The following is a 22,354-nucleotide window of genomic DNA, read 5'->3' on the forward strand; positions in this document are numbered from 1 at the left end:
TACTCAGACCCGTGCGACGCGGTCGGCGACCGCGGTCCACAGGGTGTGCCGGGCGGCGAACGCGCGGCGCACCGTGACGGCGCACTCGGCCCACTTCGGCGCCTCGTCCCCGCACAGGTCGATCAGCATCTGCATGGCCATCGGGGTGTGCTGCTCGCCGTCGAGGGCGATGTGCCGGACCAAGTAGTCCTTGAACGTGGCGAGTTGGGCCTGCGCTCCCTCGATGCGCAGGACACGGTCGAACATGTCGGGGATGAGGTCCTCACGGCCGAAGGCGAACGCGGCCGCCTGGCAGTGCACGGGAGACGACTCGATGATGCCCCACGTCTCGGCGACGAAGTCGGCCGCGGCCGGGGGGGCTTCGGCGAGCTTGAGCGCCTCTCGGACGGGAGTGTCCTCCCTGAGCCGGTCGAGGAAGGAGCGGATCGGTCCGGTGCCGGCTCCGGCCTCCTCCATGGACCGCAGATACAGCTCGAAGTGGCTCAGGTAACCGTCGCCGACCTCGTCGCTCTCCTCGGCAAGGACGATGTCGTTGATCAGCCGACGGCTCGTCGGCGGCCCCTGCGGGACCCACGGCACTCCGACACAGGTGAGCTCCCGCTGGAGGCCCTTGAGGAGCGACATGAAGTCCCACACCGCGAAGACGTGGTGTTCCTGGAACACCCTGATCCGGTCGAGGCTGTCGAGCAGGGGATACATGGGGTGCTCCACGATCAGCGCCCGTTCGGCGGTGATCGCCTCGTACAGCCGGGTGAGTCCGGGGTTGGTGCGGTTCCACAGGTAGCGGTCGTTCGTCATGCTTCACTCCGGTGCAGAGGGCGGGAATCGGTTCGTGGATCGGTGAGAAGGTCGAGCCGACTGCGGACGGCGTCGAGAGCCGAGCGCCAGGTACCCGGGTCGTCGATCCGCAGGCCGAGCCGGGCCAGTTGTTCGTGCGGCGGGGCGCTGCCGCCGGTGCGCAGGAAGGCGGTGAAGTCCCGGCCGAACGCGGCCGTGTCGCGCCCGCGCACCTCGTGCAGCCCCAGTGCGGACAGGCCCGCGAACGCGTAGGCGTAGTTGTAGAAGCGGCTGTGGAAGAGGTGTGGAATGCACATCCACCCGAGCCGGTGCAGCCTGCCGAGGGTGAGGGAGCCGCCGTAGCAGTCGCTGTGGGCCTGCTGCCACAGATCGCCGAGCAGCGTGGCGTCCAAGACCCGGCCCGCGCGCCGCAGGTCGTACGCCGACTGCTCGAAGGAGGTGATCAGGGCCTGCCGGAACACGGTCGTCACGCAGCGGTCGACCCAGTGCTCGGCGGCTCGGGCCGCCTGTGCGGGATCGCCCTCGGTGGCGAGCAGGTCGAGGACGGCCAGTTCGGCGACGCACGCGGGTACCTCGCCGAGCGCGGTCGGGGCGTCGAAGACGAGCGTGGGCTGCGCCTCGGCGGCCAGCGTGAAGGCGACCGCGTGCCCCAGCTCGTGGGCCAGGTCAAGGACGTCGGCGGGCCTGCCGTCGAAGCCGACAAGGACGAAGCAGGTCCGCTCGGACGGTACCGGCAGCGAGAAGGTGCGCGAGACCCGCCCGGCCCGGGGTACCGCGTCGACGCGGCCCTCCGTCACGATTCTCCGGGCGGTCCACGCGAAGGCCGGGGAGATCCGGGCGAACGCCGTCAGTACGGTGTCCACCGCTGTCGGGAGGTCGATGCGGTCGGCCGCAAGGAGTGGTGCCCGCTCGTCCCAGGGCGACAGGGACTTGCCTCCCAGTGCACGCGCCTTGTGGGTGAACCACCGCTGTGCCAGGCCGCGTTGGGCCTCGATCTCGGCGAGCATGCCGTCGACCGCCGCCGGGTCGAGGTGGTTGTCGAAGTCGCTCAGCGCACGCGGCCCCGGCAGCCTTCGGAGCCGGTCCACGGCCAGCCGGTCGGCGACGAGAGCGTCGTAGGCGAGGGCCAGAGAGGCAGCGTGCGGTTCGAGGCCCCGTACCAGGACGTCGTACGCCCGCTTCCGGACGTCCCGGTCGGCGTGGGCGAGGTCGCCCCAGGCTTCGTCGAGCGGCGCCCGCAACCGGTCGTGCAGCAGCGCCCAGGCCTGCGCGAGCGGCTCACGGGCGGCCAGGGCCTCCTCCTGGGCGGGCGGCAGCAGGTGCGCCCCCGCCGCCCGTACGGTGCGCAGGAGGTGACGGTAGGGGGCCAGCGCCGGGTCCGCGAGCAGATCGGCCACCCGGTCCTCGGACACGGCCTGCCATTCGGCCTCGAAGAAACTCACGGCGCGGTCGACATCCTCGGCGGCCGAGCCGGCGGCCAGGGCGAGTTCCGCGCCCTGCTCGCCGAACACGTCGAGCGCCTGGTGCAGGGACGCGTACGACACCAAGTGCGTCAACCCCGCCTGGACGTGGCCGAGTTCGGCCAGGAGGCGGGACAGGTCGCGCGGGCCGAGTCCGGCGACCCTGCCGCGCCAGCGCTCGGCACAGCCCCTGGCCCGGGCGGTGACGGCCGGGCCGGAGGGCGGCGGGGCCAGGGAGGCGAGGTCCCATTTCATGACGGCGGTGCCTCCGGCAGGGTCGCACGCAGCGAGAACAGCAGGGGCAGTTCGCCCTCGATCCGCTGGGGCAGCCGGTACCTGCCGTCCTCGCCACGCTCCAGATAGGGCAGCACCGGGAACCAGACGGACCCGAACTCGTGCAGGAAGTCCAGTCGCAGCCCGGCGTCGAGCACGCTCGTGACGATGGCGCCGAGCGAGTGGGCCCAGGTGTAGCCGGACTCGGTGACGTCGTCGGCGGAGTCGGCGTAGGTGCCCCCCAGTTCGTGCGCGATCGGCTGTGTGCGGTCGAAGTACGGGTAGCGCACCACAGGTTCGAGCGTGGCGTCGTCGAAGTCGAGGGTGTGGACGACCGGGTGGTACTCGGCCACGTACAAGATGCCGCCGGGTGCCAGGAGGCGGGCCGCCGCGCGCGCCCAGCGGGCGATGTCCGGCAGCCAGACGACCGAGCCGAACGAGACGTACACGATGTCGAAACGGCCATCGAGCTCCGCGGGCAGACCGTACACCTCCGCACACCTGAACTCGGCTTTCAGATCGGCCAGTTGGGCCAGTTTCCGGGCCTGGGCGGTGGCCTCGGGTGAGAAGTCGACGCCGGTCACACGGGCGCCGCGGCGCGCCCAGCTCAGCGTGTCGAGGCCGAAGTGGCACTGGAGGTGGATCAGGGAGCGGCCGCAGACGTCCCCCAGCTCGGCCTCCTCGAAGAACTCCAGGGAGCTGCGGCCGTCGAGGAAACCCTTGACGTCGTAGTGGTCGCTTCCCACGTGGAACCCGGTCCAGTGGTCCCACAGTTCCCGGTTGCGGCCGATGCAGCGTTCGGGTTCGGCGGGCGCCATGGTGGTGACGCGTGCGGTACGCATCGTCTGTGCCCCTCCCGCTCAGGCCGCCGTGCGCGCGGCGCGGGGGCGGGCGCAGACGGGGCAGTCGGGGCGGCGGCTCCACCGCTCGGACTCGCGCGGCACACCGTCGTCGAAGTAGACCTCAAGCAGGCGCCCTTGGGACAGCGGAGGCGCGATGCCGGTGGCCAGGCGGACGACCTCGGCGAGGACGTGCGCGGTGTAGAGGGTGACCAGCGCGCCGAAGGCCGACATGTCCTCGGGGAAGCGGGGCTCGGTGGTGGCGTCCGCCCATTCGGTCTTCTTGACCGCCAGGTCGGCCGAGAGCCGGTCGTGTTCGGCGACGTCCGCCTTCCAGCACTCCACGCAGCCGGTCACGCCGGGGATCATCGTGTAGTACGCGATGCGGCGGCTGTCCACTCCCCCGGTGATCAGGGTCGCTCCGGCCTTCACACAGGCCTGGTTGATCCAGTTGACGACCTGCATCTTCGGCATGTCGACGGCGGACAGGACGAGTTCGCGTCCCTCGACGACGGCGAGCGCCTCGTCGGCACAGCCTATGTAGGTGGCGCGGGTGTCCAGCTTGACGAGCGGGTCGTAGGCGAGGATGCGCTCGGCGGCGACCTCGATCTTCGCGCGGCCCAGGTCGGCCTCGCGGTAGAGGATCTGACGGTTGAGGTTGGACAGCTCCACCGTGTCGAAGTCCACGATCCGGATGTCCCGCACCCCGAGGCCCACCAGGTCGAACAACAGGTGGCTGCCCACCCCGCCGAGGCCGAGCAGGACGACCCGGTAGTCGCGCAGCTTGCGCTGGAGTTCGTACTTGCTGGTCGACAGGTCGCTGTAGTTCTCCAGGAAGCCGAGGTTGCGCTTCCAGCGTTCCTGGTCGTGGCCGTCGAGTCCGGGCTCCGCGGAGCCGTCCTCCAAGAGGCCCGCACGGTCGAACTCGGCGACTCCGGACTCGACTTCGGCCGGGGTGATGTCCCGGCCGGCGGCCTGCAGCGCGCGGTGCACTTCCGGCACCGTCCTGGTTCCGTCAAGCAGCCCGACGAACTGCTCGACGGTGCCGTCCGGGTCCGGCAACTCGACGCACTTTCCTGACAGTTGAACGTAGATCTGGTCCGCCACGCGGTACACCGGCAGGGTCGGTTTGATCCGTGGCTTGGGCTGGTTCTGCGGCATGGCGCCGCCCCCCGTATTGGCTCGTTCCGGTCTGTGTGTGGGTGCGCTGTTCCTCGGATTCGGGCCCGGCGGCCGGGCGCGTGCGACCCGGCCGCCGGGGCGGGCGCGCGGAGGGCCCCCGCGCGCCCGCGTCGGCTCATCAGGTGGCCACTGCGCGGCCGGCGATGCTCGTCTTGCGGGTCTTGAGGACGATCGACATGGTCTTTCACCTCCCCGGATGCTCTTGGGCTGGACACGATCCAGCGTGCAAGGAGCGGGTGGGGTACGGGTATTGGCACATACCCCAGGTGGCGGCGCGCTCAGGCGAGGGCCGCGCGGACGACGGCGCTGGCCAGCGCGGCGCGCGAGGGCACGCCGAGCTTCGTGAAGGCGTTGGACAGATGCATCTGGACGGTCTTCTCGGTCACCTGGAGGCGCTGCGCGATCTGACGGTTCGTCAACCCTTCGCTCACCAGCGTGGCCACTTCGCCCTCCCGCCGGGTGAGCTGCGAGAGGGCGGGCTTCGCCGCGCCCCGGGGCTGCTGTGCGGCGATCCTGCGCCGCTCGGTCGAGGCGCTGCGGGCGAGCGGGCGGGCCCCGCAGGTGACGAACGTCCGGTGGGCGGCGGCCAGTTCGGCGACGCCGCGCCGCACCTCGCCACGGGCCGCGAGCGCGATGGCGCCCGTCAGACGGGCCCGGTTCGCGTCGATCACCTGGCCTGCCGCCGCGAGCCCGTCGTAGGCGGCAGCGGCGATCGCGTACGCGCTGTCGGACCGCTCGGCGGCACGCACCTGAGCCAGGGCGAGCCGGGCGAGGCCGCTGCGGCCCGGCAACCCGAGCGGCCGGGCCGCGGCGACGGCCCGCTCGGCCCACCGCGCGGCTTCGTCGAGCCTGCCCTCGGCGAGCCGGGCGCGGGTGAGCAGCTCGAACCAGTCGACCTTCGACCAGGCGTCCGGCCCGCTCAGCTCCCGGCCGCCCACCTCCTCCAGCGCCGCGAGGCAGGCCGCGGTGTCCCCCGCCGCGAGCCGGGCCTCGGCGAGGGCGCGTGCCGCGGTCGCCCCGAACCATCCGCCGCCCGCCGCCCTGTGCTCCCTCGCCGCCGCACCGGCCCGCAGCGCGCCGTCGAGCTCCCCGGTCGCGACGGCGATCCGGCAGGCCATGGCCAGCGCCCCGCCACGGGCCTCCTCCGCGCCGCAGCGGTCCGCCGTCTCCACCGCTTCCCTGGCGGCGGCCGTGGCTTCGCCAAGACGCCCGGACACATGGGTGGCGAAGGCGCGGGCGATGAGGAGATGGGTCAGCGCGACCTCGCGCCCCGAGTCGCGCGCGAGGGCGAGAGCACGGTCCAGATGCCTCAGCGCCGCCCAGGGCCGGCCGAGCATGGTCTCGCTCCACCCCAGCCACACCATCGCGTCGAGCTCTTCGGTCAGCTGCCCGTCGAGCAGGCCGTCCACCAGACCCGCCGCCGAGGCGCAGTGCGCCCGGGCCGAGGCCACCTTGCCGGTGAGCACTCCGGTGAGCGACAGAAGCCCGTGCGCCGTTGCGGCCAGCGGGCGTCGGCCGTGGCGCAGGGCCTCGGCGAGACCACGTTCGGCCCGCGCCGCGCAGTCCGCGGCCCGGCCCTCGGCCAAGTCGGCGCTGGCGAGGGCGAATTCGAGGACGCCGCTCGCGCCGGCGTCCCGTGCCGTGGGACCTTGCAGGGCATTGACGAGCAGGCAGCGGGACTCGGCACGCCGGCCCAGTGACCGCTCGACCAGCGCGCAGGTGGCGACCGCCTCGGCATACGCTCCGGCCGGCTCACGCGGCAGCACCTCCAGGGCGGTGTGCAGGAGTTCGCGGCTCTCGCGGAGCCGTCCGACCGCGCCGAGCAGCTGGGCCAGCCTGAACTGGAGCCGGGCACGCTGTACTTGAGCATCCGCGGGAAGCAGCCGCAGGGCGGTGTGCAGCCAGCGTACGGCGCTGTCCGGCTGCCTGAAGCGCATCAGGTGGGCGCCCTCCACGAGGACCCGGACCGCCTCGCGGTCGCCGGGGCGCGCGGCGTGTTCCACATGGCGGGCGCAGGCCGCCGGATCCGCCTGATGGTGCGTCAGGGCCGAGGCGACAGCGGTGTGGGCCGCGACGCGCCAGCCGGGCAGGGCGCTGCGGTAGACCACGTCGCGCAGCAGCGGGTGCCGGAAGGCGAAGCTGCGCGGTGCTGCGACCGGCCTGACCAGGTCCTCGCCCACGAGTTCGTCGATGGCCGCGAGGGCCGGCAGCTCGCACAGCCCCGCCGCACCCGCGACGAGTTCCGAGGTGAAGGACTCCCCCACCACCGCGGCCGCCCTCGCCACTTGGCGGGCGGTCGCCGAGACCCGGGCGAGTTCCGCGGTGACCTCGGCCTCGAACCGCGCCGTCACGGCATCGGTCCCCGCACCGCCGGGTCCGCCCCGTGCGCGGGCGCTCGCCAGGAGTCGCAGGTAGAGCGGATTTCCGCGGGATTCCCGGAACAGTGCGGGGAAGTCTCCGCCGTCGCCTCCGAGCAGGGCTGCGGCTTCGCCGCGTGCGAGCGGACCGAGCGCGATCCGCGTGACGTCGACCGGCCCGGCCTCCGCGGACGCCAGCAGCGCGCGCAGCCGGGGCGAGGCCTGCCGGTGCCGATAGGCGAGCCCGAACAGTACGGGGGTCTTCGGCGGCCGCCGTAACAGGTCGTCGAGCACGGCCAGCCGGTCGCCGGCCGCCCACTGGAGGCTGTCGAGCAGCACGACCGGGCCCCCTGCGGACGCGGCCGCCTCCACGGCTTCGCGCAGGTCCACCGAGCCCCCGCCCGCATCGGCGAACAGCGCGCACGCTCCGTCGGGGCTCGCCAGTGCTGTGCCCCTCTTCACCACGCGACCGCGCGCGAGGGCCATGTGCCCCAGTTCGTCGAGCAGTCGCGTCTTGCCCGTCCCCGGCTCGCCGGTGATCTCCACCGCCTGTGTCCTGCCCTCGCCGAGGCGCCTGAGCACCCCACTGAGAACGTGCCGTTCCGATTCGCGCCCGGCCAGTGGCTCCGCTGACATCGTCACTTGCGCTTTCCCCCGTCCCCACACCTCACCGTCGCGTCGCCGGGTGAGCCGGGCGACGCCCGCTCCAACACCTTGTATACGGCGGACGGGGCGCCCGTGTTCATCCCGATCTGTCCTTCGGGGCACGGCGGTTCGGGACGGGTCAGGGCTTGACGGCCGGCGCCGGTTTGCGGTTGATCGGGGTCACCGGGGTGCGGATGGCGACCGGAGTGCGCCGCGGCCCGGACCACGGCGCGGGTACGGCGTCGATGTCCCGCGCGATCCGCATGGCAAGCGCCTCGTAGTTGACCCGCCACCCCCGGAAGTGCGGCCACGCCTCCTCGGGGCTGCGCTCGGCGGGATAGCCCTGCTCCCGCATCCTCGCCACCCCGACCAGGAAGTCCTCGTAGGTCAGTACCAGCGGGCCGTCCGGGTGGGGATCGGGGTCGTACGGGATGCCCTGGAGGTCGGCGATGTCGCGGAGGCAGACGAATCCCGCGCGCAGCGCCATCCGTACGTCGGACTGCGGCTGGGACGGGTTGAAGGCGAGTTGCAGCGCGGCCGCGTCCATCACCGAAAGGAGGGCGATCAGCCAGTTGCGGGTCGCCTTCGGGGAGCGGAAGTGGATGAGGACCGGGTAGGTGGTGTGGCTCTCCCCCACCTCGGCGCTCCACCGCTCCCAGCCGGCGAACAGTTCGCCGATGCTGTTCACCAACTCGACCTGCGCGTACCGGGCGAGGATCTCGGGCCCCCAGGGCGGGCTGCCGGCGCGGGCCTGGAGCAGGGTGACCTCGGTTTCGCGGCGCTGATAGGCGGCGTACAGGGTGGGCAGATAGCCGATCTGAAGGCCGATGACGATCGGCCCGGTGGCCGCCGCGCAGAAGTCGATCGCATTCAGGCTGGCCCGGTTGCCGGCGGCGAAGCCGAGGGTGAAGAGCGAGGAGCCGGACTCGGTCATCGACTCCCGCAGACCGAGCCCGCTCACCGCCGCTTCGAGCAGCCCGTAGCCGATCATGAAGAAGAGCAGCCAGCCCATCAGGGTGACCACGATGGACAGCGGCGCGACCGGCGCGAGCACCCAGTCCTTGGCCTCGGCCCCGCGCAACAGGTCGGCCACCCGCTGGAAGGGCCAGCGCACGGCCTGCTGGACGATCCGGGTGAAGCTGGATCGGGTCGGCCGGGGAATCACCAGGGTGCGCAGCACCGAGGAGAAGATCCCGAGCACGAGGACGGCGCCGAGAACGCCGAACACTGCTCTCACCTGGACGTTGTTCCTTTCCGGTACGCCGGGTCGGGTGTACCCCGGCCGGGCCACAGGAAGGTTACGTCGCCTCGGAGTCAGGGCGCGGAAGGCGCCCTCCGGCGCTCCCCTCCCCTGGCGGGAGCCGCCGCCTGCCACCCCTGTTCGAGCAGCGCGAAGGCGGACTCCACCGACCTGCGCGAATCGGTCGCCGCTCGCGCCAGGCTCAAGGTCTCCAGGGCGAACCTCGCCAGCGCCGCGCACACGGGATCGTCCTTCGCGGCGCCGATGTCCTCGGCGATCGCCTGGGCCAGGGCCGCCTCGTGGCGCAGCCACATGCGGTGCGCGTAGTCGCGCAGCGCCGGGGTGGCGTCGACGAGCGCGATGAACCGGGCGAATTCGGAGTCCCCAGCTCCGGCGTCGATCTTGTTCTTGAGGATGTGCTCGCGCAGGGCCGCGGGAATGGACCAGCCCTTGGGGCGTTCGCGCACCGCGGCCACGAGGGCCGCCTCCTGCCCGGCGTCGTCGTCGAAGACCAGCGCCTCCTTGCCGGAGAAGTGCTTGAACAGCGTCGTCGTCGACACATCGGCGGCGTCGGCGATGTCCTTGATGCCGACCCGGTCGTAGCCCCGCTCCAGGAACAGCTCGAGCGCCGCGTCGGCCAGCGCCTGCCGGGTGGCCGCCTTCTTGCGCTCCCGGCGCCCCATCGTCTCGGTCATGACGATCAGCCTACCTCCGGGTTGCCACGATCGAAAAGTTGACTCGTTGCACTTTTTTAGTGAGTGTGGTTTTTTGGAACGGCCGGGCACGCCGCTCCGCCCCCCCTCCGCCCGGCTCTCCCGCACCCCTCGCATGTCCCTCGTAGAAGGAGTGATCAGCCATGTCCGCATCCGTACCCGAACCGGCCGCCGCGCCCCGGAACGTCCGCTGGGCGCTGCTCGGTGTCATGCTCGCGATGCTGCTGTCGATGCTCGACAACATGGTCGTCGGCACCGCGATGCCGACGATCGTCGGCGACCTCGGCGGCCTGGAGCACATCGCCTGGGTCGTCACCGCGTACACCCTGGCCACGGCCGCCTCGACTCCCGTATGGGGGAAGTTCGGCGATCTGTACGGCCGCAAGCACATGTATCTGGCCTCGGTCGCCGTGTTCGTGGTGGGCTCGGCGCTGTCCGGGGCCGCCCAGTCGATGACCCAGCTGATCGTCTTCCGGGCGGTCCAGGGTCTGGGCGCCGGCGGCATCGGTGCCGGCGCCTTCGCCCTCATCGCCTCCCTCGTACCGCCGCGCGAACGCGGCCGCTACCAGGGCATGACCGCGTCCGTGATGGCGATCGGCACGGTCGGCGGCCCGCTGCTGGGCGGTTTCGTCACCGGGCACATCGGCTGGCGCTGGGCGTTCTACCTCAACCTGCCGCTCGGCGCGGTCGCCTTCGTCTGGTGCCTGCTGATGCTGCACCTGCCCGCGCGCCGCTCACCCGCACGCGTCGACTGGCGGGGCATCACCTTGATGACGGCCACCATCTGCGCGCTCGTCCTGGCCGCGACCTGGGCCGGATCGACGTACGCCTGGACCTCATGGCAGATCCTGGGCCTGTTCACGCTCGCCGCCCTGGGCACGGCCGCCTTCATCGCCTCGCAGAGGCGGGCCGCCGAACCGGTGCTTCCGCTCAGGGTGTTCACCAGTCACCGCAATGTCCCGCTGGCGTGCACACTGATCCTGGTGGCCGGGGTCGTCATGTTCGGCTGCGCCCTGTACCTGCCGCTGTTCCAGCAGACCGTGCAGGGAGCCTCGGCGGCCGACTCGGGGCTGCTGCTCCTGCCGATGATGATCCCGGTGGTGCTCGTCTCGCAGCTCGGCGGCCGGTACATGTCGGCCACCGGCAAGTACAAGATCTTCCCCGTGGTGGGCGCGGCCTTCATGGCGGCCGGCCTGTTCCTCCTGTCCACCATGGACGTCAACACCTCGCGCACGGTGACCGGTTGCTACATGGCTCTGGTGGGCATCGGGCTCGGCGCTCAGATGCAGATGGTGATGACGATGGCGCAGAACAGCGTCGAGATGCGCGACATGGGGGCCGCCTCAGCCGCGATGAACCTGTTCCGCACCATCGGCGGATCACTGGGCGTCGCGGTCTTCGGCTCCCTGTTCACCGGCGTCGTCACGGCCCACCTGCCCGGCACGGGCTCGGGCGGTGTGCCGGATGCCGACACGCTCGCGCAGCTGCCCGCCGTGGCCAGGGACGCCTACCTGCATTCGGTGGCCCGGGGCACCCATCAGATCTTCCTGACCTCGGCCGTGCTGTGCGCGGCGGCCTTCGTCGCCGCGCTGAGCGTCAAGGAGGTCCCGCTCCGGGGCAAGCCCCAGCCCGTCCAGGCGGAGGCGCCGAGCAAGGCCGCCGTGTAGGGCGGAGGGACTACGGGCGGCGGCGGGGCTTGCCCCGCTTGGCGGCGCCCTTCGCGGCGCCGGAGCCGCCGCGCGGGTTCCTGGCGCCGGGCTTGCCCGACTTGCCGCCCGCCTTGCCCGCCGCGGGCTTGCGCTGCTGGGCGGCGCCGCCCTTGTCGGACCGCTTCTGCTTGGGCTGGGGCGGCGTCGGCGTACGGCCACGGGAGCTGTTCACCGTACGGCCGCGGACGATCCCGATGAACTCCTCGACCAGGTCGGGAGTGGGCTCCTCCTCCGGCCACGACAGCGCCACGCGGGACTCGGGGACGCCCGTGATCGTCCGGTACGTGAGGTCCTTGCGGTGATACAGGCGGGCGAGTGACTGCGGCACGACGAGGAGGCCCACTCCGGCCGCCACCAGCTCGATGGCGTCCTCGGTCGTGGCCGGGCGCTCCAGCGCCGGCCGGCCCGGGGGGCGCTCCCAGTCCAGGGTGTCGTCGAGGGGGTGCAGCACGATCTCGTCGGCCAGCTCCTCGGCGGACACCTCCTCGACCGCCGCGACGATGTGGTCCTTCGGGACCACGACGACCGTCGTCTCGGTGTAGAGGGGGATCGCGCTGAGATCCTTGCGGTCGATCGGCAGCCGTACGAATCCCGCGTCCGCGCCGCGTCCGCGCAGCACGTCGGGCGCCTCGGCGGCGGTCACGGTGCTGAGGGTCAGGGGGACGTCGGGCAGCCGCTCGTTCCAGATCCGCACCCACTTGCTCGGCGTCACACCCGGGACATAGGCGAGCCGGAACGATGGGGATTCTTCCGAGCCTGTCACTCCGCCAGGTTACCGGTCGTGGTCAGCGGTATCGCACACGCTCGCTACTCTTGACACATGACGTCGCACCAGACCACCCAGACGATGAAGCCCGCAACCGCGGCGAAGAAGCTGGGTGTGTACCTTGAGGCCACCCCCGCCGAGTTCCAGGAGGGTGTCGTCTCGCGTACCGAACTCAACGCCCTGCAGGCCGACCCGCCCCAGTGGCTGCAGGACCTGCGACGGACCGGCCCGCACCCCCGGCCCGTGGTCGCGGCCAAGCTCGGCATCTCCATCGCGGGTCTCGCGCGCGGCGGGGTCACCGAGGCCCTCACCACGGAGCAGATCGACGCGCTGAAGCAGGACAACCCCGAGTGGCTGCAGAAGGAGCGCGCCACGCAGGCCGAGGTCCGCAAGGAAGCGGTCCGCATCAAGGAGAAGCACGAGAAGGACAAGGAGAAGAGCGCGCAGCAGGCCGCCGAGCCCCGCGGCCCCCGCTCCTGACCCGCCCCGGCGTCCGCCGACGCCAAGCAGCAGTACAAGAGTGCCGCCGACCGGTTGCCCAGCACCTGGTCGGCGGCACTTCGCGTTGGCACCCGGCCCGGCCGTGCCTCAACTCCCGTAAGGGCACAGCGAATCGCCCTTCCTGACGCAGCGTCACCGACGGCGCACCCGGCCGTCGGACCAGGGTTGTCCAAGACGAGGGTCGGGCGGTGGCGGTTGGGGCATGATGCCGCCATGGCCGAGATCAGCGAAACAGTATGGAACGAGGGCGTCACCGAGTCCGACTACGGCATGGAGAAGGCGACGTACCATGCGGCCGTCTTCGAGCAGTACAAGCTGTGCGTCGAGATGGCCGACCGGGTGAGCGCCCGCCGGAACCTGGCCAACACCTTTTTCCTCACGCTCCACAGCGGCCTGGTCGCCTTCCTCGGCGCCTGGCTGTCCCAGTCGCAGCACGGCAAGCTCTCCGTCCTGCTGCTCCTCGCGGGCCTCCTGGTGCTGCTCGCCCTGTGCACCGCGTGGTGGTTCACGCTGAGCTCCTACCGGCAGCTGAACGACGGGAAGTTCCAGGTCATAGGCGCCCTGGAGGAGCGCCTTCCGGCCCGCGCCTTCCACCGGGCCGAATGGGAAGCGCTCGGCAGGGGCCAGGACTGGCGCGTCTATCTGCCGCTGACCCATGTCGAGCGCTGGATCCCCGTCATCTTCGCGAGCACCTACTTCCTGGGATTCATCGCCCTCGCGGTGTGATGCGCACCGGACCGTCCCGTACCGTGACAATCGACCGCCCTGGCCCGGAAGGAAGTTGTCACGTGACCACGATCGCCGTCACCGGCCATATGGATCTGGCCCCGGAGGCCACCGGGCCCGTGCGCGCCGAACTCCACAAGCTGCTCGGGGAGTTCGAGGGCGACGACCTGGTGGGGCGCTCGTGCATCGCCAGGGGACCCGACACCCTCTTCGCCCAGGAAGTACTGGCCCTCGGCGGCCGGCTGTGCGCGATCGTCCCGTCCCGCGACTACCGGGAGGCCGAAGTGCGGGCGGCGGACCTCGCGGAGTTCGACGCCCTTCTCGACGCCGCGGAGGAAGTGCTGGTCATGTCGTACGAGCACGCGGGCCGCGAGGCTTACGAGGCGGCGAACCGCCGCCTGCTCCAGGGGGCGGACCGACTGGTGGCCGTATGGGACGGCAGTGCGCCGTCGGGCCGAGGCGGAGGAACCGCCGACGTCGTGGCCTCGGCGCGGGCGGCCGGAGTACGGGTCGACGTGGTGTGGCCGCCCGAGGCCGTGAGGTCCGGGAGCGGCTGACCGGGCCCGGAGGCCAGCAGAGATTTCTTCAGCCGAATCTGTTCAGCCCAAACTGGACAGTCTTGCCTGAAGAATTTACGGTGAGGGCATGGAAGACATCCCTCAAGGCATCTCCGTGTCCGCCGTCCGCGCGGCGCGCGATCTGCGGGTGGTGTTCAGCCGGTTGCGGCGCCGGCTCCGGGAGGTCGCGGACACGCAGGACCTCACCCCCTCACAGGTGTCCGCGCTGACCCTCATCGACAAGGGCGGGGCCGCCTCGGCCAGTGCCCTCGCGGCCACCGAGGGGGTGCGTCCGCAGTCGATGGCCGCCACGCTCGCCGCGCTCGGCCGGCAGGGTCTGATCCAGCGCAGCCCCGACCCCGAGGACGGCCGCCGTCAGCTGGTCACCCTGACCTCGGAGGGCCGCGAGCGCGCCGAGGGCAATCGGCAGGCCCGCGCGGAATGGCTCACCCAGGCCCTCCAGGACCGCTACACCGAGGAAGAGCGCGCCACCATCACCGAGGCGATGGCCCTCCTCGAACGCCTCGCCCAGCCATGAGGCGCTCGCCGTCCGCGCCCTGCGCCCCAGGCCGACTCACCCCCTGAGCAGCACAATAGGAAAGGCACCACCATGGCTCTCACCACGCTCGATCCGAACACGGCACTCGTCGCCATCGACCTCCAGCGGGGCATCGTCGCCGCACCCACCCAGCCCCACAGCACCGCCGACGTCGTGGCCCGCACAGTCGAGCTGGCCGACGCCTTCCGCTCGCACGGGCTTCCCGTCGTCCTGGTGCGTGTCTCGTTCGCCGCCGACGGGTCGGACGTCGCCCCGGGTCGCACAGAAGCGGCCGTCAGCGGCGGCCAGCGCCCCGAGGGCTGGGACGGCATTGTCGACGAGCTGTCCGGGCACCCCCAGGACATCCGCGTCACCAAGCGCAACTGGGGCGCCTTCCACGGCACCGACCTCGACCTCCAGCTCCGCCGCCGCGGCATCACCCAGATCGTGCTGACGGGGGTGGCCACCAGCATCGGCGTCGAGTCGACCGCCCGCGCCGCGCACGAGCACGGCTACCACGTCACGCTGGCCACCGACGCGATGACCGACCTGACCCCTCAGGCCCATCTCAACAGCGTCGAGCGGATCTTCCCCCGCCTCGGCGAGACCGGCACCACCGCGGAGATCGGCGAGCTGCTGACCAAGACCCGCACCGTCTGACGCCCGCTCCTCAGCCGACCCACGTTCCGGTGAGGGACTGAACGGCCGAGCCGTCCAGGTCGGCGAGCTTGGTGCCGGTGAAGTCCCGGGCCCAGTCGGAGGTCTGGACCCGGAAGGGCGGCCGGTCGGCGGTGAGCGCGGCGACGACGGGAGCCGCGGCCTCGTCCGGGGTCTGGGCACCGGTGAAGCTCTTGGTGGCGCGCTCGATGTAGGTCCGCAGGGCCGGGGCGTAGGGGCCTGCCGCCTCCAGCAGGGCGGGTACGTCCAGCTGTTGGCTCGCGACGAACTCGCTGGCCACGGCGCCCGGCTCCACGACGGTGACGTGCACTCCCAGGGTGGCGGCGACCGGCGCGAGGGACTCCATGAACCCCTCGACGGCGAACTTGGCCGCGCAGTATGCCTCGTTGAAGGGCTGCCCGACCACACCGCCGACGCTGGTGACGGTGATGACGCGGCCCTGCGAGGCGCGCAGATGAGGCAGGGCGGCGCGGGTCGCCTCGACGACGCCGAAGAAGTTCACCTCCATCGTGGCGCGCACCGGGTCCATGCCGTCCTGCTCGACGGTTCCGACGTACCCGGCGCCCGCGTTGTTCACCAGCGCGTCGAGCCGCCCGTACTCGTCGATCACCTCGCCCAGGCAGGCCATGACGGACCCGGCGTCGACGACGTCCAGGCGCTTCACGGCGACGCGGTCGGCGACCCGCGCCTCGGCCACGGCCTCCCTCAGCGGGCCCGCCTTCCCCGTGTCGCGCATGGTGGCGACGACCCGCAGGCCGGCCCGGGCCGCGCCGACCGCGGCGGCCAGCCCGATGCCCGAGGACGTTCCGGTGATGAGGACAGTGCGTTCGGCGGTCATGTGGTTCTCCTGGGTTCGTCGGCAGGCGTACGCATCCTCATGCCCCTGGCACGGGATGACCGGCCTCGATGCCCTCGCTGTCGCTCAGCCGGAACGGCTGCCGGCCGGGCGGCCGCGGTGCCGGAGCCGCGGCCTCCAGGGGGCTCAGCAGAAACCCGACGTGGTCCCCGCCGTCCGTACGGTGTTCGACGCGCCCCACGAACCAGTCGGGAGCCTCGTCAAGCAGCACCGCGCCGGCCGGCCCCTCGCGCCAGGCGACGTCGGTGAACTTGTCGATGTCGTCGCCCGTCCGGCCACCGAAGTGCGCTGCCAGGTCGTACTGGGCGCGGCCCAGCAGGTGCACGGCGAGGAAATCGGCCGAACAGGCCACGCGGTACGTCCTGTTGGCCGTGGACAGCCACACCATGAACCGCACCGGCACCATCGAGCACTGCGAGGCGAACCCCACGAGACACCCGGCTCGCTCCTCACCTGCCGCCGCCGTCACGACGTACATCGGGTAGTCGAGGCGGTCGAGGAACTCCTGCACGGCACTCACACTGCTCAACCCCTCACCTCGTCGTCGGGCTGTGTCCAGCCGACCACAGGAGCCGGCCTCCGGCACGCCCCGGGTCGGCCGATCGGCCGAAAGCAGCGGCCCGGCCCGCCGAGCGGAGTGTAGGGGCGGGGGCCTCGGGAACCCGGGCGGTGCGCGGACCCGCGGTGCCGTGCACTTACGGCGCTCGCCGTCCGCACTCCGCACCCACCGTCCATACGAAGGGATTCCTTCACCATGGAGAACATCTGGGCCTACCCCCAGGCAGCCGCGTACCAGCCGGGTACCGACCTGACCGGGTTCAAGGTCGAGGCGACCGACGGAAGCATCGGCAAGGTCGACAAGTACTCCGAGGAGGTCAGCTCCTCGTACATCGTCGTCGACACCGGCCCCTGGATCTTCGGCAAGCACGTCCTGCTGCCGGCCGGGGTTCTGACGCGCGTCGACGCGGTCGAGAAGAAAATCTACGTCGCCTGCAGCAAGGAACAGATCAAGGACTCCCCCGAGTTCGACAAGGAGAAGCACCTCGGGGACCCGGCCTACCACGAGCAGATCGGCGGCTACTACGGGCGTCCGCACATGTGACGTCCCCATCCCGCGATGCCCGGCCGTCAACTCCGGCCGGGCATCGGTCAGTTGCCTCCAGCGACGATCGTCGCTGGGTCACTCTGTCGCGAGCCACTCCTCCAGTACGGCTTCGCGGCCGCGCGAGCGCAGGACACCCGGATCCGCCGAACTCCACCAGTTGCTCAGCACTGCGGGCGAGGACGTGCCGTCCACGAAGCGGGCGAGCAGCGCGCGGGAGAGCTCGACCTCGCGCCGGCTGTACGCGGTAGCGGCACCGGACAGCACGGTCGTCTCCATACGGCTGTCCCCCGCGCTCACCGCCACGGTCATCTCCTCGGGGCTGCCAGGGACCCAGACGTCCAGCGCGGCCGCGGCCACCGATGCCGCGCGGCCGGCCCACCGTACGCCGGTCGAACGGACCGGCGCCCCGATCACCTCCACGGAGGTCACATCAGACCAGGGCCACTCCCTCGGCTCGGGTCCGACGACTCGCAGCGAATCAGGTGTGAGCAGCACGTCCGACGCCGTCGTGGCGCTGGGCGTGCCCAGGTGGACGTTTTCCGCGTCGATCCAGAAGAGGCCGACCATGCAGCCCTGCTTCTGCGGGCCGGGGGACGTGCCGGGCGATGTAGGCGTCGATTCCAAAGCGAACTCCATGGTGTTCTGCATGGTTTTCCGATCGACCCTAGATCACCCCGAGTTCACCTGTGAACGGTCCTTGACAGGAGCAGTCCGATGGCGATCGAGGCCGAGGCCTCCCAGACCACCCGCCCGGTGACCATGTGCAGGGCCATGCCCGCCCCGGCGAGCAGCACACCGAGCACCGCCGTGCCGTCCTCGGCGACGACGGTGCGCAGGGCCGGGTCGCTGCCGATGCCGCCGCCCTGGCCGCGAACCTGGTGCAGCGCGCGAAGCAGTGAGCCGCCTTCGGCCGCGAGCACCACGCCGAGGGCGGACAGGCCCGCGACATAGCCGGCCGTGGACTCCTGCTGGTGCGCATGCAGCGCCCCGATGCCCTGCGCGAAGGAGAAGCAGCCGCCCATGACGAAGATGCCGACGGCGGCGAGCAGCGACCAGAAGTAGCGCTCCTTGCCGTAGCCGAACGGGGGCCGCTGATCGGCCGGGCGCCGGCTGCGGCGCAGTGCGGCGAGCAGGAAGACCCCGCTTCCGCGCGGACGAGGCCGCCTCGGGGTCCCCTTCCTCCGCTTCCCGGTCCGCCTCGTCTTCGCACTCGGCGTCGTCCTCGTACTCCGCCGAACCCGGCCCGTCCGGCACCACGCCCGAGATGCGGTCATGGCCCGCGCCCGCCGCGAGCCCCAATCCCAGCCGATTGTTCATGCCTTGCCCCGTCCGCCAGTCGTCCCGTCTCGCAAGGGGGAGCCCGTCGAGGGTTCATCAGGCCGGGTAGGCAGCATGGCCAGAGCCAAACCCCGGTCCGGTCCCGGGGTACCGCCTCCGAGCCGTCCCAGGGCCCGGATTCCGTGCAGGTCAGGGCGGGGTCGTCGTCCCAGCGTCCCAGATCCACCCGTGCGGCTTGTGCGGCGTGCGGGATCGCACCGAAGCTTCAGGCGCGCCCACAACCTCCCCTAAACGAAAGGGAGTTGGGCCGGAATCGGAGGTACGACAGTTATGGCCAATCGACGGGGAAACAGGCGGAGCCGGGTCAGGCCGGTCGCTCTGGGGGTGGTGGCGCTGTTCGCCGCCGCGGCCGGGTTCGCGCCCTCCGCACACGCGGGGTCCTCGTGTACGAGCGCGGGCTGTTCCAGGACGGCGAACGACAGCTCGTACCATGCGGTCGCCTACCGCAACTGGTGCCGAGGGGGCGACATCACGGGCGCGTGGACGGCCACCCGGCCGACCTGTACGTCCGGCAAGGTGAAGGAGCAGACCTACTATCTCGCGCCGCACACGCACACACCCTGGACCGTGGACTGGGACGCCTTCCAGGTCGATCCCGGCTGGTGCGTCAAGGTGCGCTTCGTGAACAGCTGGGAGCCCGACTACTCCCAGACCTACGACCGCCGCGGAAAGTCGGCGGTCTGGGTGAAGGTCGCGGACAACTCGGTCGCGCACATCACCGCGCAGAGCCCGAGCCACTGCTGAGGACCGGGTCGCCCGGCGCTTCGACGTCCAGCTGGGGCATCTCCGTGACGGTCAGCCGCCGGGGAGCGGCGATCGTGCGGCCGTCCAGGTAGCGGACGCTGCGGTCGCCCGGGTCCACGGGCATGGAAGCCGTGCCCGACTCCGTCCAGCGGACGACCGCCGGGACTTGCGGCCGGCCCACGGGGGTGGCCAGCAGAAAGCGGCACTGCCATACGGTGCCGGGGAGTCCCGCCGGGGTGCCGTGGCCGCAGGAGACGATGCCGGCGCCGGCGAGCCACTGCTGGAGGGTGGCGACCGCGCGGGCCGCTTCGGTGGGCGGCCCGCCGGCGGCCTGAAGCACCAAGGGCACTTTGGTGCCGCCCCAGTTGTAGAAGTAGGTGCGGGCATAGCGCACGTACATGCCGATCAGGTAGAAGCGGACCGCATAGGCGATGGACCGCGCGGCGTCCAGCGGGCGTGCGGTGGCGACGCGATAGGCGCTGCCCGTGTTCCACAGCGCCGGGTGCACACCGGCCGAGTGGAAGGTGCGGTCGATCAGGTCGGCGAGGGCGACCAGGCTCTCCGGAGTGTCCCCGTCGTGCTGGGGGTAGAGCTTGACACCGGCCGCGTCGCAGTCCCGGTAGCTGCCGGCCGCCGCGAAGTCGAGCAGGAACCGCTGGGACGCCGGGGTCCACAGGTCGCCCATCGACAGGCAGACCGGCGTGGCCTTCGGATCGGCGCGGCGCACGATCGACACGGCCCGCCGCGTCATGCGGGCCAGGGTGTCCGCGTCGCCGCTGTAGAAGTGGGGCGAGGGCGCGAAGGCCCAGAGTTCGTACGCGTCGATCCGGCCCGCGTACCGGAATCCGGGCATGAGGCCCGTGTTGCTGTTGATGGTCACGCCGAAGAAGGCGGACGGCACCGCGGCCGGGTACTGCTCCCAGGCCGGCCCCGCGACCGTCTGCGGCCGGGGCCGCTGGGAGGCGACCGGGACATGGCGCGGTGTGGACGACGGCGAGAGGGCGGCGACGAGGAACAGCGCGCCGAGCAGGGCGGCCCATCTGCGGTGGCGTCGCGCGGCTCGCCCGGCGCCGACGGGCGCGGCCTGCGCGACCGGTTCATGAATCCGCGGCGCCGGGCGGGAATCCGGCGCGGGCGGCCCGGAGTTGGCCCTGGACCAGAGCGGGTAGAGGTCGTCCACCTCGGCCCGCTCCGCTCCGCAGGCCAGCGCGATCCGCTCGACGGTCCCGAACTCGGCCGGTACGACCTTGCCCTGGCAGTACCGGTGCACCGTGGACGCGCTGAGCCAGCAGCGCGTCGCCAACTGCGCGTAGCTGAGGCCGCTGCGGTCCTTGAGCGCCGTGAGCGCCGACGCGAGATCCGGGATACCGCCCCTTCGCCGAGAGCCCATGTCTGAACTCCGCCCCCCACCGCCGGGAATGCGGCGCACACGCCGTCGACACAGGACGAGCACGAGCGTCACCCGAGGCCGGAACCAGTCTCGACCAGCCGCGGGGTGAGGACAACAGGGGCTCGGGCAGGGCAAGTTGACCCCGGTCGGGGACCGGAGGCCATCGGGGCAGGTGCGGGCTCATAGCCGATGCCGGGAGCACCCGAACATACGTCTACTCTGGTGCCGCCAGGCCGTGAAGTGACGGCCGCCAGGGAACGGAGCGTGCGGTGCCAGCGGGGGAAGAGATCGACGGAGCGCTGATCGGCAAGGTACTCGGCGGCCGTTACCGGGTGACCTCGATGATCGGGCGCGGCGGCATGGGCGTGGTGGCCCGGGCCGTGGACGAGATGCTCAACCGAGAGGTCGCCGTCAAGATCCTGCGGGCGTACACCGATGTGTCCGCGCCCGAACTGGCCGATCTGCGGACCCGGATGCAGCGCGAGGCGCAGGCCGCCGCTCGCATCCGGCACGCCGGCGTGGTCACGGTGCACGACGTGACCGAGGAGCAGGGTCTCCCGGTCATCGTCATGGAACTCGTCGACGGGCCCTCCCTCGACGACGTGATGGCCGAGCGGGGCCCGCTGGATCCGCGCGAGGCCGCGGCGATCGGCGCCAAGCTGATGGACGCTCTCGACGCCGCCCACCAGGTCGGCGTGCTGCACCGGGACGTGAAGCCCGGCAACATCCTGCTCGAACGCGGCGGCCGGGTCGTCCTCACCGACTTCGGCATCGCCACGATGGACGCCTCGGGCGACGACGCCATGGCGAAGCTGACCCGCAGCGGTGAGCTCGTCGGCTCGCTCGACTTCCTGCCGCCCGAGCGCGCGCAGGGCCGCGAGCCCGGTCCCGCCTCGGACATCTGGTCGCTCGGGATGACGCTGTTCGCGGCGGTGGAGGGCACTTCTCCGTTCCGCCGTACGTCGGTGTATTCCACGCTGTCGGCGATCGTCACCGACCCGCTTCCGCCGGCGCAGCGGGCGGGCGCGCTCACTCCGGTGCTGCAGGCCCTGATGGCGAAGGAGCCGGAGCGCCGGCCGACCGCCGAGCAGGCGCGGCAGATGCTGGAGCAGGTGGCGGCGAGCGGCACGGCGAATCCCGCGCCGCCGGCCCCCGTTCCCACGGCTCCGGCCGCCTTCGGCCCGCCTCCCCCGCCGGTGCCGGTGGCCGAGGCCCAGTACCAGCAGCCTCCGCAGGCCGGCTACCAGGCGCCCACCGTTCCGCAGCACGACACGGCCTCGGGGCGCCGCGCCCCGGCCGACCGGGGCCGGCGCCGCAGCCGTACGGTCATAGCGGCAGCGGCCGCGGTGGTGCTCGCCGGGGGCGGGATCACCTACGCCCTGACGGGCCATCAGAACGACAAGGGCTCCGACGGCGGCGCCCAGGCGGCCGGGCCGGGAGTCAGCACGCCGCCGGGCTCCGACGAGTCGAACGCGGCCGGGCTCCCGGGCGGCGCCACTGCCTCCCCGAGCGCCGCGAAGCCCTCAAGCCCCGGCGACAAACCGTCGACAGCCCCTACACAGACGGGTGCCCCGGGGAAGCCGAGCAGCGCCGCGAGCGGCAGCGCGAAGCCTTCGACACCGGCCAAACCCACCCCGGTGTCGACGAGTTGCACCGGCTGGAGCCACAAGGACCCGGCACCGGGCTCCTACGGGTACATGGCCGGGGACTACCACCTGCAGACCGGCCCGTACCAGACGTGCCCGGCCGTCTCGCTGGCCAAGTCCGGTACGAAGCTCTGGTACCACTGCTATGTGACCAACGCCCACGGCAACAAGTGGACCTACGTCCGCATCGAGGGCTCCAGTACCGCGGGCTGGATGTCGAACGACAACATCACCCGCCAGCACGGCGCTTCGACGCCCTGTTAGTCCGTCGGCTTCTTCGAAGAAGGTGAGCG

Annotated in this window: 21 protein-coding genes and 1 pseudogene; 9 read left to right on the forward strand and 13 right to left on the reverse strand. The window is 71.8% G+C overall.

Annotated features, from left to right (window positions below):
- Window positions 1-3 precede the first annotated feature (3 nt).
- The 7 genes from ACSHXC_RS02255 to ACSHXC_RS02285 all read right to left on the reverse strand — a co-directional run bounded on the left by ACSHXC_RS02255 (window position 4) and on the right by ACSHXC_RS02285 (window position 9,489).
- The gene (locus tag ACSHXC_RS02255; RefSeq protein ID WP_438289889.1) at window positions 4-798 is read right to left on the reverse strand and encodes a DUF3050 domain-containing protein; all 795 of its coding nucleotides are present in this window, start codon (window positions 796-798) and stop codon (window positions 4-6) included.
- Window positions 795-2,513, reverse strand: coding sequence for a M3 family oligoendopeptidase (locus ACSHXC_RS02260; RefSeq protein WP_438289890.1), 1,719 nt, complete (start codon window positions 2,511-2,513; stop codon window positions 795-797). Before ACSHXC_RS02260 ends, ACSHXC_RS02255 begins: the two co-directional genes overlap by 4 nt.
- Entirely contained in the window at window positions 2,510-3,373 is an 864-nt protein-coding gene (locus ACSHXC_RS02265; RefSeq protein ID WP_438289891.1) for a class I SAM-dependent methyltransferase, read from the reverse strand. Before ACSHXC_RS02265 ends, ACSHXC_RS02260 begins: the two co-directional genes overlap by 4 nt.
- An 18-nt stretch (window positions 3,374-3,391) precedes the next feature.
- Window positions 3,392-4,531 carry a HesA/MoeB/ThiF family protein gene (locus tag ACSHXC_RS02270; RefSeq protein ID WP_438289892.1) on the reverse strand — a complete coding sequence of 380 codons (1,140 nt, stop codon included), beginning with the start codon at window positions 4,529-4,531 and terminating at the stop codon, window positions 3,392-3,394.
- Window positions 4,532-4,830: 299 nt separating this feature from the next.
- A complete protein-coding gene (locus ACSHXC_RS02275) occupies window positions 4,831-7,545 on the reverse strand; it encodes a helix-turn-helix transcriptional regulator (protein ID WP_438296402.1) in 2,715 nt (904 codons plus the stop codon).
- A 148-nt stretch (window positions 7,546-7,693) separates the two neighbouring features.
- On the reverse strand, window positions 7,694-8,791 hold the full coding sequence (locus ACSHXC_RS02280; protein WP_438289893.1) for a hypothetical protein: 1,098 nt from the start codon (window positions 8,789-8,791) through the stop codon (window positions 7,694-7,696).
- Between the two features lie 77 nt (window positions 8,792-8,868).
- Entirely contained in the window at window positions 8,869-9,489 is a 621-nt protein-coding gene (locus ACSHXC_RS02285; protein WP_438289894.1) for a TetR/AcrR family transcriptional regulator, read from the reverse strand.
- Window positions 9,490-9,650: 161 nt separating this feature from the next.
- Between ACSHXC_RS02285 and ACSHXC_RS02290 the strand changes: the two genes are divergently transcribed.
- Window positions 9,651-11,174: an MDR family MFS transporter gene (locus ACSHXC_RS02290; RefSeq protein ID WP_438289895.1), complete on the forward strand. Its 1,524-nt coding sequence runs from the start codon at window positions 9,651-9,653 to the stop codon at window positions 11,172-11,174.
- A gap of 10 nt (window positions 11,175-11,184) precedes the next feature.
- On the opposite strand, the gene ACSHXC_RS02295 is transcribed toward ACSHXC_RS02290, so the two are convergent.
- Entirely contained in the window at window positions 11,185-11,979 is a 795-nt protein-coding gene (locus tag ACSHXC_RS02295; RefSeq protein ID WP_438289896.1) for a LysR family transcriptional regulator substrate-binding protein, read from the reverse strand.
- 57 nt (window positions 11,980-12,036) lie between these two features.
- Here ACSHXC_RS02295 and ACSHXC_RS02300 point away from each other — a divergent pair, with 57 nt between their 5' ends.
- The 5 genes from ACSHXC_RS02300 to ACSHXC_RS02320 all read left to right on the forward strand — a co-directional run bounded on the left by ACSHXC_RS02300 (window position 12,037) and on the right by ACSHXC_RS02320 (window position 14,964).
- Entirely contained in the window at window positions 12,037-12,462 is a 426-nt protein-coding gene (locus ACSHXC_RS02300) for a DUF5997 family protein (protein ID WP_438289897.1), read from the forward strand.
- 234 nt (window positions 12,463-12,696) lie between these two features.
- A complete protein-coding gene (locus ACSHXC_RS02305) occupies window positions 12,697-13,209 on the forward strand; it encodes a RipA family octameric membrane protein (RefSeq protein WP_438289898.1) in 513 nt (170 codons plus the stop codon).
- Between the two features lie 62 nt (window positions 13,210-13,271).
- Window positions 13,272-13,766: a hypothetical protein gene (locus tag ACSHXC_RS02310; protein ID WP_438289899.1), complete on the forward strand. Its 495-nt coding sequence runs from the start codon at window positions 13,272-13,274 to the stop codon at window positions 13,764-13,766.
- An 88-nt stretch (window positions 13,767-13,854) separates the two neighbouring features.
- Window positions 13,855-14,304 carry a MarR family winged helix-turn-helix transcriptional regulator gene (locus tag ACSHXC_RS02315; RefSeq protein ID WP_438289900.1) on the forward strand — a complete coding sequence of 150 codons (450 nt, stop codon included), beginning with the start codon at window positions 13,855-13,857 and terminating at the stop codon, window positions 14,302-14,304.
- Between the two features lie 72 nt (window positions 14,305-14,376).
- Window positions 14,377-14,964, forward strand: coding sequence for an isochorismatase family protein (locus ACSHXC_RS02320; protein ID WP_438289901.1), 588 nt, complete (start codon window positions 14,377-14,379; stop codon window positions 14,962-14,964).
- A 10-nt stretch (window positions 14,965-14,974) separates the two neighbouring features.
- Here the strand turns inward: ACSHXC_RS02320 and ACSHXC_RS02325 are convergent, their stop codons facing one another.
- Together ACSHXC_RS02325 and ACSHXC_RS02330 are read right to left on the reverse strand one after the other, a co-directional pair.
- Window positions 14,975-15,820 (reverse strand): SDR family NAD(P)-dependent oxidoreductase, encoded by an 846-nt coding sequence (locus tag ACSHXC_RS02325; RefSeq protein WP_438289902.1) that lies wholly within the window; start codon window positions 15,818-15,820, stop codon window positions 14,975-14,977.
- Window positions 15,821-15,857: 37 nt separating this feature from the next.
- Window positions 15,858-16,358 carry a flavin reductase family protein gene (locus tag ACSHXC_RS02330; RefSeq protein WP_438296404.1) on the reverse strand — a complete coding sequence of 167 codons (501 nt, stop codon included), beginning with the start codon at window positions 16,356-16,358 and terminating at the stop codon, window positions 15,858-15,860.
- A gap of 234 nt (window positions 16,359-16,592) precedes the next feature.
- On the opposite strand from ACSHXC_RS02330, the gene ACSHXC_RS02335 reads away from it, so the two are divergent.
- Window positions 16,593-16,940: a PRC-barrel domain-containing protein gene (locus tag ACSHXC_RS02335; RefSeq protein ID WP_386036724.1), complete on the forward strand. Its 348-nt coding sequence runs from the start codon at window positions 16,593-16,595 to the stop codon at window positions 16,938-16,940.
- 78 nt (window positions 16,941-17,018) lie between these two features.
- Here ACSHXC_RS02335 and ACSHXC_RS02340 read toward each other — a convergent pair whose 3' ends face one another.
- Window positions 17,019-17,567 (reverse strand): hypothetical protein, encoded by a 549-nt coding sequence (locus tag ACSHXC_RS02340; RefSeq protein ID WP_438289903.1) that lies wholly within the window; start codon window positions 17,565-17,567, stop codon window positions 17,019-17,021.
- 59 nt (window positions 17,568-17,626) lie between these two features.
- Window positions 17,627-18,082 (reverse strand): annotated as a pseudogene (locus tag ACSHXC_RS02345) (cation diffusion facilitator family transporter); the annotation flags it as partial.
- A gap of 469 nt (window positions 18,083-18,551) precedes the next feature.
- On the opposite strand from ACSHXC_RS02345, the gene ACSHXC_RS02350 reads away from it, so the two are divergent.
- A complete protein-coding gene (locus ACSHXC_RS02350; RefSeq protein ID WP_438289904.1) occupies window positions 18,552-19,025 on the forward strand; it encodes a hypothetical protein in 474 nt (157 codons plus the stop codon).
- Here the strand turns inward: ACSHXC_RS02350 and ACSHXC_RS02355 are convergent.
- Window positions 18,997-20,415, reverse strand: coding sequence for a helix-turn-helix domain-containing protein (locus ACSHXC_RS02355; RefSeq protein ID WP_438289905.1), 1,419 nt, complete (start codon window positions 20,413-20,415; stop codon window positions 18,997-18,999). The genes ACSHXC_RS02350 and ACSHXC_RS02355 overlap by 29 nt on opposite strands.
- Before the next feature lie 269 nt (window positions 20,416-20,684).
- On the opposite strand from ACSHXC_RS02355, the gene ACSHXC_RS02360 reads away from it, so the two are divergent.
- Window positions 20,685-22,325 (forward strand): protein kinase domain-containing protein, encoded by a 1,641-nt coding sequence (locus tag ACSHXC_RS02360; RefSeq protein WP_438289906.1) that lies wholly within the window; start codon window positions 20,685-20,687, stop codon window positions 22,323-22,325.
- Window positions 22,326-22,354: the final 29 nt, after the last annotated feature.

This window comes from Streptomyces sp. HUAS TT7, from assembly GCF_051550175.1.
Classification (GTDB): Bacteria; Actinomycetota; Actinomycetes; order Streptomycetales; family Streptomycetaceae; genus Streptomyces.

Excerpts from the sequence above, each read along its gene's own strand:
- ACSHXC_RS02320 (WP_438289901.1), top strand. The coding sequence starts at position 14,377 with ATGGCTCTCACCACGCTCGATCCGAACACGGCACTCGTCGCCATCGAC.
- ACSHXC_RS02260 (WP_438289890.1), bottom strand. The coding sequence starts at position 2,513 with ATGAAATGGGACCTCGCCTCCCTGGCCCCGCCGCCCTCCGGCCCGGCC.
- ACSHXC_RS02290 (WP_438289895.1), top strand. The coding sequence starts at position 9,651 with ATGTCCGCATCCGTACCCGAACCGGCCGCCGCGCCCCGGAACGTCCGC.
- ACSHXC_RS02270 (WP_438289892.1), bottom strand. The coding sequence starts at position 4,531 with ATGCCGCAGAACCAGCCCAAGCCACGGATCAAACCGACCCTGCCGGTG.
- ACSHXC_RS02355 (WP_438289905.1), bottom strand. The coding sequence starts at position 20,415 with ATGGGCTCTCGGCGAAGGGGCGGTATCCCGGATCTCGCGTCGGCGCTC.
- ACSHXC_RS02315 (WP_438289900.1), top strand. The coding sequence starts at position 13,855 with ATGGAAGACATCCCTCAAGGCATCTCCGTGTCCGCCGTCCGCGCGGCG.
- ACSHXC_RS02350 (WP_438289904.1), top strand. The coding sequence starts at position 18,552 with ATGGCCAATCGACGGGGAAACAGGCGGAGCCGGGTCAGGCCGGTCGCT.
- ACSHXC_RS02305 (WP_438289898.1), top strand. The coding sequence starts at position 12,697 with ATGGCCGAGATCAGCGAAACAGTATGGAACGAGGGCGTCACCGAGTCC.
- ACSHXC_RS02325 (WP_438289902.1), bottom strand. The coding sequence starts at position 15,820 with ATGACCGCCGAACGCACTGTCCTCATCACCGGAACGTCCTCGGGCATC.
- ACSHXC_RS02335 (WP_386036724.1), top strand. The coding sequence starts at position 16,593 with ATGGAGAACATCTGGGCCTACCCCCAGGCAGCCGCGTACCAGCCGGGT.
- ACSHXC_RS02285 (WP_438289894.1), bottom strand. The coding sequence starts at position 9,489 with ATGACCGAGACGATGGGGCGCCGGGAGCGCAAGAAGGCGGCCACCCGG.
- ACSHXC_RS02300 (WP_438289897.1), top strand. The coding sequence starts at position 12,037 with ATGACGTCGCACCAGACCACCCAGACGATGAAGCCCGCAACCGCGGCG.
- ACSHXC_RS02255 (WP_438289889.1), bottom strand. The coding sequence starts at position 798 with ATGACGAACGACCGCTACCTGTGGAACCGCACCAACCCCGGACTCACC.
- ACSHXC_RS02275 (WP_438296402.1), bottom strand. The coding sequence starts at position 7,545 with ATGTCAGCGGAGCCACTGGCCGGGCGCGAATCGGAACGGCACGTTCTC.
- ACSHXC_RS02265 (WP_438289891.1), bottom strand. The coding sequence starts at position 3,373 with ATGCGTACCGCACGCGTCACCACCATGGCGCCCGCCGAACCCGAACGC.